At 73.2% G+C, this 13,759-nt stretch carries 8 protein-coding genes and 1 pseudogene; 2 read left to right on the forward strand and 7 right to left on the reverse strand.

Features of this window, described 5'->3' with window-relative positions; genetic code table 11:
- Positions 1–7 precede the first annotated feature (7 nt).
- Positions 8–3,028: an alpha-mannosidase gene (locus ACFWJB_RS07510; RefSeq protein WP_386920834.1), complete on the reverse strand. Its 3,021-nt coding sequence runs from the start codon at positions 3,026–3,028 to the stop codon at positions 8–10.
- Positions 3,029–3,299: 271 nt separating this feature from the next.
- On the opposite strand from ACFWJB_RS07510, the gene ACFWJB_RS07515 reads away from it, so the two are divergent.
- Positions 3,300–4,679, forward strand: coding sequence for an amidase (locus ACFWJB_RS07515; RefSeq protein ID WP_386920836.1), 1,380 nt, complete (start codon positions 3,300–3,302; stop codon positions 4,677–4,679).
- Between the two features lie 9 nt (positions 4,680–4,688).
- On the opposite strand, the gene ACFWJB_RS07520 is transcribed toward ACFWJB_RS07515, so the two are convergent.
- Both ACFWJB_RS07520 and ACFWJB_RS07525 read right to left on the reverse strand, forming a co-directional pair.
- Complete coding sequence (locus ACFWJB_RS07520) at positions 4,689–5,171, reverse strand: GNAT family N-acetyltransferase (RefSeq protein ID WP_386920838.1); 483 nt, start codon at positions 5,169–5,171, stop codon at positions 4,689–4,691.
- A gap of 47 nt (positions 5,172–5,218) precedes the next feature.
- Positions 5,219–5,395, reverse strand: a complete 177-nt coding sequence (locus ACFWJB_RS07525) for a hypothetical protein (protein ID WP_385462341.1) — start codon at positions 5,393–5,395, stop codon at positions 5,219–5,221.
- 476 nt (positions 5,396–5,871) lie between these two features.
- On the opposite strand from ACFWJB_RS07525, the pseudogene ACFWJB_RS07530 reads away from it, so the two are divergent.
- Positions 5,872–6,302 (forward strand): annotated as a pseudogene (locus ACFWJB_RS07530) (hypothetical protein).
- Positions 6,303–6,516: 214 nt separating this feature from the next.
- On the opposite strand, the gene ACFWJB_RS07535 reads toward ACFWJB_RS07530, so the two are convergent.
- The 4 genes from ACFWJB_RS07535 to glgC all read right to left on the reverse strand — a co-directional run bounded on the left by ACFWJB_RS07535 (position 6,517) and on the right by glgC (position 13,709).
- The gene (locus ACFWJB_RS07535) at positions 6,517–8,034 is read right to left on the reverse strand and encodes an SDR family NAD(P)-dependent oxidoreductase (RefSeq protein ID WP_385462336.1); all 1,518 of its coding nucleotides are present in this window, start codon (positions 8,032–8,034) and stop codon (positions 6,517–6,519) included.
- A gap of 101 nt (positions 8,035–8,135) precedes the next feature.
- A complete protein-coding gene (locus ACFWJB_RS07540; protein WP_386920840.1) occupies positions 8,136–9,476 on the reverse strand; it encodes a wax ester/triacylglycerol synthase family O-acyltransferase in 1,341 nt (446 codons plus the stop codon).
- Positions 9,477–9,712: 236 nt separating this feature from the next.
- Positions 9,713–12,322 carry a PA14 domain-containing protein gene (locus tag ACFWJB_RS07545; RefSeq protein ID WP_386920842.1) on the reverse strand — a complete coding sequence of 870 codons (2,610 nt, stop codon included), beginning with the start codon at positions 12,320–12,322 and terminating at the stop codon, positions 9,713–9,715.
- Between the two features lie 166 nt (positions 12,323–12,488).
- A complete protein-coding gene (glgC, locus tag ACFWJB_RS07550; protein ID WP_386920844.1) occupies positions 12,489–13,709 on the reverse strand; it encodes a glucose-1-phosphate adenylyltransferase in 1,221 nt (406 codons plus the stop codon).
- Between the last annotated feature and the right edge of the window lie 50 nt (positions 13,710–13,759).

Genomic DNA, 13,759 nt, shown 5'->3' on the forward strand with positions numbered 1-13,759 from the left:
GGTGCCGTCAGGCGCGTTTCAGCCGCAGGGTCATCAGCTGGAACGGCCGCAGCCGTACGGCGATCCGGCCGCCGTCCGGCCTGGGTGCCTCCGCGTCCGCGAGCGGGCGTTCCAGCAGGTCGGTCACCTGGACGTCCGTGGCCGCGAACCCGGTGGTGAGCGTGGCGCGGGCCCGGCCGCCGTGGGCCTCGTGGAAACGGACGACCAGGTCTCCGCTGCCGTCGTCGGCGAGCTTGACGGCGGTCACCACGACGGCGTCCCCGTCCACGGTCACCAGCGGCGCGACCTCCCGGGCGCCGGTGACCCGCCGCTCCGGGAGGTTGATCCGCCAGCCCTCGCGCACGGCGTCGCCGATGCCCGCGCCCGGCACCAGCGCGTGCCGGAAGCGGTGCACGCCCTGGTCGGTCTCGGGGTCCGGGAAGCGCGGGGCGCGCAGCAGGGACACGCGGACCGTGGTGGTCGTGCCGGCGTCGCCGTCGGTGCGGACGGTCCGGGTGACGTCGTGCCCGTACGTCGAGTCGTTGACCACGGCGACGCCCCAGCCGGGTTCCTCCAAGTGGACGAAGCGGTGGTTGCAGGCCTCGAACTTGGCGGCCTCCCAGCTGGTGTTGGTGTGCGTGGGCCGGTGGAAGTGCCCGAACTGGGTCTCCGACGCGTACCGTCCGGCGTGCACGTCGAGGGGGAAGGCGAGCTTGAGGAACTTCTCCGTCTCGTGCCAGTCGACCTCGGTGTCCACGTCCAGCCGCCGCTCCCCCGGTGCCAGCGTCAGCAGCTGGGTGACGCGGGAGGAGCCGAAGGAGCGGACGATCCGCACCGATGCGCCGTCGTCGCCGGGGGCGACCTCGTCGGCGTCGGTGAGGTCGGTGACCGTGTTGCGGTAGAACTCGTCGACGTCCCAGGCGTCCCACATGTTGGGGAGGTCCTGGTGGAGCTGGAGCAGGTTGCCCGCCCCGCCCGGGGCGATGGTCTCGCGGTCGGCGGCGATGTCGTACGCCGACACGACCAGGCCGCGCGCGTCGATCTCCACGCGCAGCAGACCGTTGTCGAGGACGTGCCCGCCGCCGGGGCGGGGCGTGAGGCCGGTGCGTCCCTCGACGGCGGGCGTGGCGGCGGCGCCCGCCGGGACGCCGGCGCGGGTGTGCGGGGCGGAGTTGAAGAGGAGCGGGGTGCCGCCCTCGCCCGCGAGCGCGCGCTGGGCGGCGTCGACGATCCCGTTCAGCTCAGCGGCGACGCGGTCGTAGGTCGCGCGTGCCTCGCGGTGCACCCAGGCGATGGAGGAGCCGGGCAGGATGTCGTGGAACTGGTGCAACAGCACCGTCTTCCAGATGCGGTCCAGGTCCTCGTACGGATAGGGGAAGCCGGCGCGCACGGCGGCCGTGGCCGCCCACAGCTCGGCCTCGCGCAGGAGGTGTTCGCTGCGCCGGTTGCCCTGCTTGGTCCTCGCCTGGCTGGTGAGGGTGGCGCGGTGGAGCTCGAGGTAGAGCTCGCCGGCCCAGACGGGCGGCCGGGGGTTCTCGGCCTCGGCCTTCTCGAAGAAGGCGTGCGGGGTCTCCCACTCGACCGTCGCCGAGCCCTCGAGGTCGCGCAGCCGGGCCGCCTTGGCGATCATCTCGCGGGTGGTGCCGCCGCCTCCGTCTCCCCAGCCGGTGGGGGCGAGGGAGTGCCGGGCGACCCCCTTGTCCTTGAAGTTCCGCGCCGCGTGGGCGATCTCGCTGCCCTTCATGGAGCAGTTGTAGGTGTCGACGGGCGGGAAGTGCGTGAAGATCCGGGTGCCGTCGATCCCCTCCCAGCGGAAGGTGTGGTGCGGGAAGGCGTTCGTCCGTGACCAGGAAATCTTCTGCGTCAGCAGGTACCTGGCGCCGGCCGCCTTGATGATCTGCGGCAGTCCGGCGGCGAAGCCGAAGGTGTCCGGGAGCCACGCCTCGTCGTTCTCGACGCCGAACTCGTCGAGGAAGAACCGCTTGCCGTGAACGAACTGCCGGGCCATCGCCTCCGAGCCGGGCATATTGGTGTCGGACTCGACCCACATGCCGCCGGCCGGCACGAAGCGCCCGTCCGCGACGGCCTTCTTCACCCGCGCCCACACCTCGGGCCGGTGGTCGCGCACCCACGCCCACTGCTGGGCCTGCGACATGGCGAAGACGAAGTCCGGCTCGTCCTCCAGGAGGGCGGTCACGTTGGAGACGGTGCGGGCGACCTTGCGCACGGTCTCGCGCAGCGGCCACAGCCACGCCGAGTCGATGTGCGCGTGGCCGACGGCGCTGATGCGGTGCGCGGAAGCGACGGCGGGGGCGGACAGCACCTCGGTGAGGCGCGCACGGGCCCGTTCCGCCGTGCCGTTCACGTCCTGGAGGTCGATGGCGTCGAGAGCCCTGTCCACGGCGCGCAGGATGTCCCAGCGCCGCGGCGACTCCACGGGCAGCTCGGCCATCAGCTCGCCGAGCACCTCCAGGTCGAGCACGAGATTCCACACCGTCTCGTCGAGGACGGCCAGGTCCATGCGGGCGAGCGTGTACTGCGGCTCGTCGCCCGCCGTGTCCTTGTCGCCGAGCGGGGTGGGCACGAAGGGGCGGGGGCCGAAGACGACCGGGTTGGACGCGGCCTCCACGTGCAGGCGCACCTCCTCGCCGCCCTCCACGGGGGAACCGATCCGCACCCACTGGTTGCGCGGGTTGAGGCCCTTCACCGGGGTGCCGTCGGGCCGGTAGACGAGGCCCTCGCACTGGAAGCCGGGCATGTTCTCGTCGAAGCCGAGGTCGAGGACCGCCTCGACGGTCCGGCCGGCCCACTCCTCGGGCACGGTGCCGGTGACCCGGAACCAGCTGGTGCCCCAGGGCGCGCCCCAGCGGGCGCCCACCTCGATGGGCGCGGGTTCCGCCGCGAGTCCCTCCGCGACCGGGACGGGCTCGCCGGGCGCGTGCCAGACCGCCACGTCCAGCGGCACGGAGTCGGGGTACACGGCGGGGCGGACGCGCTCGTCGAGGACGCGCCTGAGGCGGGCTTCGACCAGGCTGCGGTCGTCATGCATGCGGGGCGCTCCAGGGTTGGCGGGGCGGGGGCTGCCAGGGGTGGGTCGCGGTGACGGGGCCGGCGTGGTGTGAAACTCCCCCACGGCCGGCCCTTCGAACCGTGCGGCGTGCCCGGCCTGTCCGGGGCGGGGCCGTCGCCGGGCGGATCCGAACGGGTGGCCGACGGGCACCGGACTCTCGACGCGGAGGCGTCCGGACGGGCAGAGTGCTCTGTGCGTACTCGCCAGTAATCCCGTCCCCGCACCGCACGCACGACACCGAGGAGCTCCCGTGACCGACTGGGCCGGCCGGACCGCCGCCGAGATCGCCGCCGCCGTACGCGAGAAGCGGGTCACGCCGCGCGAGGTGGTGGCGTCGTACCTCGCCCGGATCGAGCGGCTCGACGGCCGCGTCGGCGCCTTCCGGGCGGTGCGCGCGGAGGCGGCCCTCGCGGAGGCCGATGAGGTGGGTGCCCGGGGCGATCTGGCCGAACTGCCGCTGGCCGGCGTCCCGGTGGCCGTCAAGGACAACCTCGCGGTGCGCGGCGAGTCCACCCGGGTCGGCTCCGCGGCGACGCCGGACACGCCCGCCGCGGCCGACCACGTCACCGTGGCCCGGCTGCGGGCGGCGGGCGCGGTGGTCGTGGGGCTGACGAACGTGCCCGAGCTGTGCGTGTTCGGCACCACCGAGGGCGTGCACGGCACCTCTCGCAACCCGTGGGACCCGACGCGCACCGCGGGTGGTTCGTCGGGCGGCAGCGCCGCGGCGGTCGCGGCCGGCCTGGTGCCACTGGCGCTGGGCAACGACGGCATGGGCTCCCTGCGCATCCCGGCGGCCAACTGCGGTCTGGTCACCATCAAGCCGGGCCACGGCGTGGTCCCGGCCGGCATCGGCGAAGGCGACTGGTTCGGCATGTCCGAGAACGGACCGCTGGCCACCACGGTCGAGGACGCCCGCCTGATGCTCTCGGTGCTCGCCGGTGATCCCGGCGCCGGTCCCGCGAGCGACGCGGCGGAGGTCGGACGGTTCCGCCGCGCGGAGTCCGGCAGCCTGCGGGTCGCCGTCTCCCCGCGCAGCCCGCTCGCCGGGGTCACCGTCTCCCGCCCGTACGCGGACGCCGTCCGTGAGGCGGCCGGGGTGCTGATGCGGGCCGGGCACCAGGTGCGGCGGGCCGACCCGCCCTACCCGGCGTCGCTGGGCGTGACCGCCGTGACCCACTGGACGGCGGGGACGGCGGTGGACGCGCGGGGTCTCGACACACGCGGGCTGGCCCGGCGCACCCGGGTGCACGCGGGCATCGGGCGGCGCTTCGTGCGCACGGTGACGGCCGGCGGAGGCCGCGAGCGGCTGCGCGAGCGCCTGGAGCCGTTCTTCGCCGAGTACGACGTGCTGCTCACCCCGGCACTGGCCCGCCGCTCGCCCAAGGCCGGCCCGTGGCACGAGCGGGGCTGGCTGCGCAACGTGGCGGCCAACTCGGCGTACTCGCCCTTCACGCCGCCGTGGAACCTGACCGGCTGGCCCGCGATGTCGGTGCCGTTCGGCACGCTGCCCTCGGGCGCCCCCTGCGCCGTGCAGCTGGTGGGGCGCCCCGGGTCGGAGGCGACGCTGCTGGAGCTGGCGGAGCGGATCGAGGCGCTGCGTCCGTGGCGGCGGACGGCTCCGCTGGACTGACCGCGGCCCCTACAGGGCGCGGTACATGATGTGCAGGCCGACCGGGCCGTGCCGAGGATGGTCGAAGGCGTCCGGCACCGTGCCGAGGACGGTGAAGCCGAGGGAGGTCCACAGGCCGACGGCCGGGTTGGTCTCGACGACGGCGTTGAAGACCATGCCCCGGTACCCGTCGGCCCTGGCGGTGGCCAGGACGTGTTCGGCGAGGGCCCGGCCGGTGCCCCGGCCGGCCCGGTCCGGGTCGACCATGAAGCCCGCGTTGGCGATGCGGGCGGCGGGACCGCCGTAGTTGGGGGTGACGTAGGCGGACCCGACGACGGTACCGGTGTCGTCCTCGGCGACGAGGACGTGCTTGGCGGGGTTCATCCACAGGTCGCGGGCGACGTCCTCGGGGGTGTCCGGGTCCCAGGCGTAGGTCTCGCCGGCCGCGACGATGCGGTGCCAGAAGGGCCAGATGTGCGGCCAGTCGGCGGCCGTGGCTTCCCTGATCAGCATGGGCGTGAGTCTGGCACGCCCACGCGTCCGGCGGGCCCTGCGGCGGGTCAGTCCACGCTGGGCAGGATGTGCGGCTCGGCGAGGTCCTCCTCGTAGCCCGCGAGGCGGATGGGGGCGGACCGTGCCCACACGTCGAGGCTGCCGATCTCTCCGGGCCGGCGCCCCCCGCGCTCGGCACGTTCCTCGGGACGTTGCTCGGGATTCGTCGTCGTCTCCGGTGTCACCGCGCACTCCTTATGTGTCGGGTCACCCTCGGGGCCTGTCGACCAGTCTGCTGTCCGGCACCTGGCGCACGCTCGGGTGTGGGTCGAATGCAGTTCGGACGCGGTGGCGCCGGTAACGCGTGCGGGCGCGGGCCGTTGTGGACCGGCCCGTCCCGCGACGGACCGTGGGTGCGGGTGCGCACCCGGTTACTGCTCGTCCGACCGCTCCAGACTAACCAAATGAGCGGGGGTGCGCTCTATGGGGCTCGAAAACATGGGGCAACCATTGCCCGCCGTCCCGCGCACAGTTGGGGCCAGTCTGCCGCGAAGCACCACATTTCGCCCGGTCTGCGTCTCACCCGTTCGGCCCATGTCGCGGGCCGGGCCTGTGCCCATCGGCGGCGCGGGCCGTGCCGTTCAGTCGCCGTTGGCTGCGCCGCAAGCTCGCCATGGTGCGCTGGCGGTCCGCAACGGCTGTCTCGTGGGAGGACCGGGGCATGGAACCGCGCAGCGTGGAAGAGCTGATGGACCTGTTGCACGCCTGCCGGGGCGCACGGCCGCGGACCGGTCACGACACCGGCCCCGCGGATCCGCTCGGGCACGCGCTCCGCACCGCGGCGCTGCTGCGCCGGCGGCGCCCCGCCGACAAGGAGCTCCAGGTCGCCGGCCTGGTCTCGGCCGTGGGGGCGCTGCTGTGGCCGGCCGCACGGCCGACGCGCTACGGCCGCTGCTCGGCCCACGCGTCGCCCACCTGCTGCACCGGCGCGACCTGCCGGACGGCCGGTCCCACGACGACGACCTGCTCAGCCTGCGCCAGGCCGACGAGGAGGCCCGCACCGCCGTCTTCGACGCCGGGGTACTGGAGGACTGGCGCACGCTGCTGGAACTGGTGGCGGCGCGCAACTCCCCGCTGCGGACGGTCGACTGACCGGATCCGCCGCGGGTGCGCGCGAGGCGTGCCCGAGATCGGGATGGCCCCGCGGTGCCCCCCGACGGGGCGACAGGCCCGGGGACGGGCCTGCTTGGGGTCGAACCACGAAGTACGCGGGGCCGGCGCACCGGGCACGCCGGCGCACCGTCCACGGTAGGGCGGTGCCCGGTGAACGGGCCGGCGGATTACGGCCGTCGGCCCGGTGCCGCCGTCACCACTTGCCGGGCGCGTAGTCCTTGAGGAAGACGCCGTACAGGTCCTCGCCGGCCTCGCCGCGCACGACCGGGTCGTAGACGCGGGCGGCGCCGTCGACCAGGTCGAGCGGGGCGTGGAAGCCCTCGTCGGCCAGGCGCAGTTTGTCGTAGTGGGGGCGTTCGTCGGTGATCCAGCCGGTGTCGACCGAGGTCATCAGGATGCCGTCGGTGTCGAACATCTCCTGGGCGCTGGTCCGCGTCACCATGTTCATGGCGGCCTTGGCCGCGTTGGTGTTCGGGTGGCCCGCGCCCTTGTAGCCGCGGGCGAACACGCCCTCCATCGCGGAGACGTTGACGACGTAGGCGCGCCCGGAGGCCGCCCTGCGCGCGGCCTCGGCCATCGCCGGACGCAGCTTGCTGATGAGGATGAACGGCGACGTGTAGTTGCACAGCTGGGTCTCGAGCAGCTCCACCGGGGAGATCTGTTCGATCGTCTGCACCCAGGTGTTGGTGTCGACGACGTCGGGGACCAGGCCGCCCGCGTCGATGGCGGTGCCCTCGCGGTGCCGGACCACACTGGCGTTGCCGGCGACCAGGGCGAGGTCGGCCACCTTCTGCGCGTCGAGCCCCGAGACACCGACAGGCAGTGCGGCCAGCCCGTCCACCGCGCCGGAGTCGAAGGCTCCGATGACGTGGTGGGCGGGCAGCTCACCGGCCGGCAGCGGGGCGCTCTCGCCCTCGACGAGGGCGGCGTACGCGGAGGGCAGGCGGCGCACCGTCTGGGTGGCGTTGTTGATCAGGATGTCGAGCGGGCCCTGCTCGCCGACCCGGTCGGCCAGGGCCACGGCCTGGGCCGGGTCGCGCAGGTCGATGCCGACGACCTCCAGGCGGTGGATCCAGTCGGCGGAGTCGTCCATGGCCTTGAAGCGGCGGATGGCGTCCTTGGGGAAGCGGGTCGTGACCGTGGTGTGCGCGCCGTCCCGCAGCAGCCTGAGCGCGATGTACATGCCGATCTTGGCCCGGCCGCCGGTGAGCAGCGCGCGCTTGCCCGTGAGGTCGGCGCGCGCGTCGCGCCGGAAGCGGTTCTCGGCGGCGCACGTCTGGCAGAGCTGGTGGTAGAAGTAGTCGACCTCCACGTAGCGCTGCTTGCAGATGTAGCAGGAGCGCGGGCGCTGGAGTATCCCCGCGATCGTGCCCTCCTCGGTGCGGGAGGAGGGCAGGATGCCTTCGGTCTCGTCGTCGATGCGCTCGGCGGATCCGGTGGCGGTGGCCTCGGTGACCGCCTTGTCGTGGGCGGTCTTGGCGGCCCGGCGCTCCTGGCGGCGGCGCTGCTTGACCGTCCGGTAGATGTGCGAGGTGGCCCGGCGGACCGCGATCGCGTCGGGGTGGTCGACCTCGAGCCGGTCGAGTTCCTCGAGCACGCCGAGGCAGACGGCGAGTCGCTCCGGGTCGATGCCGGGGCCGTACCGCGTCCCGTCACCGGACCCGTTCGCCACCTCGTCCGTGGTCGCCGAGCCGTCCTGTGTCACCGTCATCGCCGCTGCCGTTCCTGGTCACCGTCGCGGCGCTCCGGTCGCGCCCGCTTTCGAACGGGGAATTTTACGGAGCGCGGGGCCGCGGACCAAACCCGGCGGGGTCAGGGACCGCAGGCAGTGATGAGCGTCTCCACCTCCTCGGACACGGCCAGGGCGAACCGGTCGAGGTCCGGCACGGCCCTGGCGTCGGCGACGAGCCCGTAGTGGACCCGTCCCCGGTACGTCGAGACGGCGACCGCCAGGGAGTGGCCGCGGGCCAGCGGCGCCAGGGGGTAGACCTCGGTGAGCGGGTGGCCGCCGAGCCGCAGGCCGAGGCTGGGCAGGGGCACGCTGGTGACCAGGATGTCGAACCAGAGCCGGGCGGCCTGTCCGACCAGGGGGCCGCCGAGCCGGTGGCCGAGCGCCGGGACGTGGTCGGCGAGCAGGGCGACCGCACCGGCGCCCCGGCCCGGCCCGGCGTCCTTGTTGCGGTCCATGGCGGCGCGCACCGTGCCGAGCCGGGAGAGCGGGTCGGGATCGCCGACCGGAAGCCGTATCAGGTAGCCGGAGAGCCGGTTGCCCTGCGGGTGGGCGGTGCGCGGGCGGCGCTGGGAGACGGGGATCAGGGCGCGGGGCGCGACGCCCTCGCTGCCGTCGCCCCGCTCGTCCAGCCAGCGGCGCAGGGCGCCGGCGACGACCGCGATCAGGACGTCGTTGACGGTGCCGCCGACGGTCTTGCGGATCCGGTGCACGTCGTCCAGGTCGACGACCACCCCGGCGGTGCGGCGGGTGCCGGAGGGCTCGGCGGTGAGGGCCGGCGAGGAGCGCACGTCGAGGGTGGACAGGGCCGCGGAGGCGCCGATGTCCAGGGCGCGCCCCGCGTCGGACAGGGCGCCGCGCACCAGGTCGGGGAGGTTGCGGACGTCCGGCAGGAGTCGGCGCCGGGGCTCCTCGGGCCGGGGGCGCGGCGCGGGCATGTCGATCGGGTCGAGGACGCCCGCCGCCAGGGCCAGGGCCCGCAGTCCGTCGGCCAGGGCGTGGTGGAACTTGAACAGCACGGCGAAGGACTCACCGTCCGCGCCGGGCAGCACGTGTGCCTCCCAGGGCGGCCGGCCGCGCTCCAGCGGGCGTTCCATCAGGCGGCCGGCCCGGGCGTGGAAGTCCGTCGTCGGGGCGTGCAGCCGGACGTGGTCGAGCGGGTCGAAGCCCGGGTCGGGCTCGCGGGTGGCCCCGCCGAAGGAGAAGGGCCGGCGCAGGGCGAGGGGCGGCTGCCACGAGTCCCGGATCCGCATCCGCAGCCCGGGCACTGCCGGCGCCCGGGCCGCGAGCAGGTCCGCCGCGTGGGCGCCCGCGGTGGGCGAGTGCGCCGGGAAGACCCCGAGCGCCGCGAGGTGCATGGGGTGCTCGGCGGACTCGATGTTCCAGAACGCCAGGTCGAGAGGGGCGAGCAGATCGGAAGTCAAGGGCGTGCCTCGCAAGGACGACGGGTGGACAAACAGTCAATCGCCCTCCGTCGATTACGGTCAAGTACGATCAAGCTACACACAGTTAACAACGGATTAAAGTCCGGCCCCTCGGGAAGAGGCCGGACTCCTGTGACTCATGGGGCGCTTGCGGTCGGATGGTCACCGACGGTGCCACCCGCCCCGCGCTTCCCCACCCGGACGGCTGCGGGCCGACCGGGGGCCGTGCGGGGTGTTCAGGCGGCCGGGCACCCCGCGGGGGCGGGCCGGGACGCGTCGCGGATCAGCGCCTCGTGGGCGGCCTTCATCCGGGCGGCGTCCGGCTTGAGGACCTCGCGGTCGTAGGTGGTCAGCCCGTTCAGCTCTCCTTCGACGTCGGTGATCTGGGTGTAGACGGCGCCGTTGCTCCCCTTGCAGACCAGGGCACGGACCTCGTCGAGTTTGGCCAGGTAGTCGTCGGTGTACGTCGCCGGGTCCACGTCGACGTAGGACTGCTGCACCGACCAGGCGTGTCCGGGCACCGCCAGGCCCAGGCCGCCGTACTCGCCGCTGACCAGCGCGCGCTCGCCGTCCGGACGGGGCGGCAGGGCCGGGCTCGGATAGCCGTGCTCGTCCATGATGTCGCCGGCGCCTCCGTCGGCCCCCAGGTTCAGGCCCGACTGGTTGTTCACGAGGCGGGTCGGGTCCCAGGCCTTGGCCTGCGCGGCGACGCGGCCGATGTCGTACTGGCCCCAGCCCTCGTTGAAGGTGACCCACATGACGACGGACGGGCTGCTGATGTGCTCGTCGATCATCTCCTTCATCTCGCGCTCGTACTCGGCGCGCGCGGCCGGGGCCGGGTTCACGCCGGCGGTCATCGCGGGCATGTCCTGCCACACCAGCAGGCCCAGCCGGTCGGCCCAGTAGAACCAGCGGTCGGGTTCGACCTTGATGTGCTTGCGCACCGAGTTGAAGCCGAGCTGCTTGTGCAGCCTCAGGTCGTACGCGAGCGCCTCGTCGGTGGGAGCGGTGTGCAGGCCGTCGGGCCAGAAGCCCTGGTCGAGCGTGGCCATCATGAAGACGGGCTCGCCGTTGAGGACGGTGCGGGGCACGCCGTCCACCTTCTCCACGGCGACGGAGCGCATCCCGAAGTAGCTCTGGACACGGTCGGTGCCGACGGTGACCTTCAGGTCGTACAGGAAGGGGTCGTCGGGCGACCACAGACGCGGGTCGCGGATCCTCAGGGTCAGCGGCTCGCCGGTGCGGCCGCTCACCGTGGCGGCCCTGCGCTGTCCGGCGTAGGCGGTCGCGGTGATCCGGAGGCCGTCGCGCACGCCCTTCGGCTCCACGGTCAGGGTGCTCGCGTCGACGTCCGGGGTGAGCTTCAGCGACTCGACGTGGTCGCGGGCGACCGGTTCCATCCAGACCGTCTGCCAGATGCCGGAGCTGGGCGTGTACCAGATGCCGCTCGGGTCCAGGCGCTGCTTGCCGAGCGGCGGGTTCTCGCCGTTCGCCGCGTCGGTCGGGTCGTACACGCCGACGATCAGCTCCTGGGTGCTGCCGGGCTTCAGCGCGTCGGTGACGTCGGCGCCGAACTTGTCGTAGCCGCCCTTGTGCTCCGCGACCTTCGTGCCGTTGACGTACACCTCGGACTGCCAGTCGACGGCACCGAAGTTGAGCTTCAGCCGCTGCCCGGAGCCGATGTGCCAGTCGCGGGGCACCGTGAAGGTGCGGCGGTACCACATCCGGTCCTCGTGCCGCTGGATGCCGGAGAGCTGGGACTCCACCGGGTACGGGACGACGATCCGCTCCTTCAGCCGCTTGCCCACCGGCGGCTGCTCGCCGGCCTCGGCGGCGGCGAACTGCCAGCGGCCGTTGAGACTGCGCCAGGCATCCCGCGCGAGCTGCGGGCGCGGGTACTCCGGGTGGGCGTGATCCGGGTCGACGTCGTCGGCCCACCGGGTGCGCAGTTCGTACGTGGAGTGGTTGGCGCCGCTGCTCCAGAACGCGTTGACAACGTTGCCGTCGGCGTCGGTGAGGCCGCCCTCGCCGTCGTAGCGGACGTCGGCGGCGCCGGGTGCGGTGCCGGTGCTGTTGCCTACGACGGGCTCGCCGAGGGCGACGCGGAGCACGGTGGGGTCGGCCGGGTCGAGCGCGGCCCCGCCCAGGGGCCACTTGGCGCCGCCGATCACCGCTTCGAGGTGGTCGGTGAGGCCGGCCGGGACCGCCGCGAGGGGCCGGGCGAAGTCCAGCTCGAGGGTGCGGCCCGTGGCGAGCACGGTGGTCGCCGTCGCGCCGTCGTAGTCGAAGCCGTCGGGCAGGCGGAACGCCGACTGCGGCACCGGCTCCTTGGTGCCGCCGGGCTCGGTCCAGCGCAGGTGCAGGTTGGAGCCTCCGTAGTGCTCGAAGTACTCCAGCTTGAGGTCGTAGGACTGTCCGGCCGTGAGCTCGACCGGCTCGGCGGTCTGCTCGCGGTCCCAGTCGTCGACCCAGTGGTCGATGGCGAGCCGTCCGCCGATCCAGAGGCGGAAGCCGTTGTCGCCGGTGACCGAGAAGGTGTGGGCGCCGGTCTTCTCCGGCACCAGCTTGCCGGTCCAGCGGACGCTGACGTCGTCGGACCGGCCGGTGGCGAAGTTCAGGCGGGGTTCCAGGGTGTCGAAGTCGATCCGGGGGTCGAAGCCGGTGGCCTTGAGCTCGTGGAAGTCGAAGGCGCCGGGGGCGGACTGGGTGTAGTACTCGCCCTTCAGACCGTGGATCTCGTCGGCGGCGTCCGCCGCGCTCGCGTCCGGTACGGCGGCGAGTCCCGCGACACCCAGCGCGGCGGCGAGCAGTAACGCCAGTCTGTCTCTGAGTCGTGTGGTGCGCACTGACCCTCTCCTCGGGAACGGGTGGTGGCTGATGGCTCAGGACATCGATGTCATCCATCGATGGAACAGCAGTGGAATGACAACACGGATTCCGTTTGACGTCCAGGGACATGACAACGGCCCCAGAGGCGACGCACGCCTCCCGGGGCCGCGGCCGACCCGTCCGTCACGGCACCCGCTGCCCCTTCCCCAGCGCGATCACGCCACCCTTGGAGACGGTGTACAGGTCGGCGTCCCGCTCCGGGTTGACGCCGATCGTCGCGCCCGGCGGCACCTCGACGTTCTTGTCCAGCACCGCCCCGCGTACCACCGCACCCCGGCCGATGTGCACGTTGTCGTGCAGCACCGAGCCCTGCACGACCGCCCCGGGGTCGACGACCACGCCCGGTGACAGCACGGACCGGGTGACCTGGCCGCGGATCAGGCAGCCCGCGCTGATGATCGACTCGCTGGCCATGCCGCCGGCGTTGAAGCGGGCCGGGGAGAGCTGGGTGGAGTGGGTGTAGACCGGCCAGTCGCGGTTGTAGAGGTTGAAGGCGGGCCGCTCGGCGATCAGGTCCATGTGGGATTCGTAGTAGGCGTCGAGCGTGCCCACGTCGCGCCAGTAGCCCTGGTCGCGGGAGGTCTCCCCCGGCACGTGGTTGGCGCTGAAGTCGTACAGCGCGGCCTCCCCCCGGTCGGTGAGCTGGGGCAGCATCGAGCCGCCCATGTCGTGCACGGAGTGCGGGTCCTCGGCGTCCCGGTGCAGGGCGTCGACGAGGGCCTTGGTCGTGAAGAGGTAGTTGCCCATGGAGGCGAAGACGCAGTCGGGCGCGTCGGCGAGCCCCGGAGGGTCGGCGGGCTTCTCCAGGAACCCGGTGACGGTGCGCCCGTCGGATCCGGGGGTGATCACGCCGAACGACGACGACTCGGCGCGCGGCACCCGTATTCCGGCCACGGTCACGCCCGCGCCGGACTCGATGTGCTGGGCGAGCATCTGCCGGGGGTCCATGCGGTAGACGTGGTCGGCGCCGAACACCGCCACGTACTCGGGCTGTTCGTCGTACACGAGGTTCAGCGACTGCAGGATCGCGTCGGCGCTGCCGAGGTACCAGCGCGGGCCGAGGCGCTGCTGGGCGGGGACGGGGGTGACGTAGTTGCCGAGCAGGCTGGACATCCGCCAGGTGGTGGTGATGTGCCGGTCCAGCGAGTGCGACTTGTACTGCGTCAGGACGCAGATCCGCAGGATGTCGCCGTTGACCAGGTTGGACAGCACGAAGTCGACCAAGCGGTAGGTGCCGCCGAAGGTGACCGCCGGTTTGGCGCGGTCCGCGGTCAACGGCATCAGGCGTTTGCCCTCCCCGCCCGCCAGCACGATCCCCAGCACCGAAGGACCACCACGACGCATGGCCGCTCCCCTCACCCTCGTTGGTGGCCCATGCCTGCCCGTGGGCCCGA

It is taken from the genome of Streptomyces sp. NPDC127100 (assembly GCF_042724095.1).
GTDB lineage: Bacteria > Actinomycetota > Actinomycetes > Streptomycetales > Streptomycetaceae > Streptomyces.